This window comes from Candidatus Hodarchaeum mangrovi (assembly GCF_975850365.1).
In genome coordinates this window covers 1-2,053 of record NZ_CDLCQJ010000076.1, presented here as the reverse complement: position 1 = coordinate 2,053, position 2,053 = coordinate 1, and the positions used below count along the sequence as shown (strand labels likewise).

Below are 2,053 nucleotides of genomic sequence, written 5' to 3'. Positions count from 1 at the left end.
TTTAATTGAGGAATGGAAAATGAATGATGTGTTAGATGATTATCCCGTGATTACGGAACTATTGGTGTCGTGGGGCGACATGGATGCTCTTCACCATGTAAATCATACAGTTTATTTTCGTTATTTTCTGGATGGGCGTGTTTCGTATCTGGAAAAAATAAATGCTTTGACCTCAATGGAAGAAACTGGAGTGGGCCTCATTCTGGCTTCCATTCAGTGTAGGTTCAAGATCCCTTTAACATATCCAGATACACTCCTTGTTGGCACAAAAGCGGAAAAACTTCTCAACGATCGAATATTTGTCAAGCAGATACTCATTAGTACCAAGCATAAGAAACCTGCAGCAGAAGCTGATGCCCTTCTTGTTGCATTTGACTATCAGAATAACCATAAAACGAATTTACCTAAGGAGTTAATACAGAAGATCCAAGACCTTGAGGGGATAAAATCTGGTCAAAGACGGATGGTTGAACAGAACCGAGAAAACATATTTTGAATAAGTATTCGTCATGAGACATGCTTTTTTACCCTTCTATCCAAGTAATTGCATCAGTAGTATTTAATACACCAGCATGAGCATCTTCTACTTTTCCATAACAGTGAAAAATTAAATCCAATTGATCGCGTAATTCTTCCATTTTTCCTTCAAGTTGACGGTAAGCTATTTCCAAGGATTGTGTTTCTCTAAAAAATATGCGCAATCTAAATTTATTTCGGTCCGTTCTAATGAGTTCGTTCGGTAAATGATCAAAGGGACAATGTAAAAGTAAAGCTCTATAAATTTTGTCTTCAGATACTGATCTATAATATCTACTAAAATTTAGAACAAATTCGATATATGGTTTCAAGAAAGGAGAAGTCCCCCATTCTTTAATAGATAGGTCAAAAATAGCGGGTCAAAATAAACTTATCTAGAGAAAATATTCGAAATATGAATCATTCAAAATCTTTTTCAGATGACTTATGATCATTTTTGGTCAGTATCTTCAGAAAGCATTTAAAGAACTGTTCGTGTGGGTTATCCTGAGCGGTTTGAGGATCGAACTCTGCTTAAAAAAGGGAGATTAGGGAACAATTTTGTAAGGCTTGAGAGAAGAGAAAAAATAAGAAAATTAGTTACATGGTAGTAAGTTTGATAAAGATCTGGAATATTCCTGATAAAAGCTCAGAGTAAGTTAAATCCAGTATCAAATATTTTTCTCCTTTACCCTTTTATCATTCCGAAAGAATATAAAAGTAAAGAGAATGAGAATTATTGCACCATAAGCTGAAATTTCGAAGTTTAAATGAATAGATGAATTGATTGCTGCGTAATAGCCACCTAATATTGTACCGATCCCCAATCCTAAGTATTGACAGGCTGAAAATATACCCATGACCGTTCCACGCTGATTTTCTTGAATGTATTGAGTTACAATAGCTGGTCCTGCAACCATTAAGCCCACAAATATCGGAATGGTATAAGATAAAGCTGGTAATAGATAATTATCGATTGAAGTAAAAAATACAATCCAAACAATAAAATAACCTATAAAGCAGATTAGAAGGATTGTTTTGTATCCAAATTTTGTTCCTAATTTTCCAGCATATTGAGCTGCAAATGCTCCTGATAAGGTAGCAATACCGTACGATAATCCTATTACATAAGACGGAGCATTAAGTTCAGATATAAGATAAACTGAAACAAACATTCCTGAAAAAGACCCTTGGAAGGTTTGAAGTATGGCAATCATGAGAATGACAATGACTAATTTTGCATTCATAAGAGTAGAGAGTAGATCATGAGAAGGATTTACATGAATAGAAAAACTTGAACTCATTTCTATAAGCTCAGACTCTTCAGAATGGAGGATATTTCGCATACGAAGGGTCAGAATTAGTCCCAAAATGCATGTACCGAAGCCAATAAGATAAAGAATTCGCATACCCAAAACATCATATAACAAACCACCAATATAGGATCCAATGAAATAGCCAAAGGAAGTACCCGCCCCTAAAACGCCAAAAATATTAACTTCAGTTTTTACCAAGCTAGCATATTTCAAGATTGCAG

Annotated in this window: 3 protein-coding genes; 1 reads left to right on the top strand and 2 read right to left on the bottom strand. The window is 34.9% G+C overall.

What is annotated here, in order from left to right; translation table 11 throughout:
* On the top strand, positions 1-496 hold a 496-nt coding region (locus tag ACWVCY_RS07645), incomplete at its 5' end, for an acyl-CoA thioesterase (protein WP_455141728.1).
* 28 nt (positions 497-524) lie between these two features.
* Here the strand turns inward: ACWVCY_RS07645 and ACWVCY_RS07640 are convergent.
* Together ACWVCY_RS07640 and ACWVCY_RS07635 are read right to left on the bottom strand one after the other, a co-directional pair.
* Positions 525-848, bottom strand: coding sequence for a hypothetical protein (locus ACWVCY_RS07640; protein WP_455141726.1), 324 nt, complete (start codon positions 846-848; stop codon positions 525-527).
* Between the two features lie 339 nt (positions 849-1,187).
* Positions 1,188-2,053, bottom strand: an 866-nt coding sequence (locus ACWVCY_RS07635; protein ID WP_455141724.1) for an MFS transporter, incomplete at its 5' end; no start/stop codon positions are given.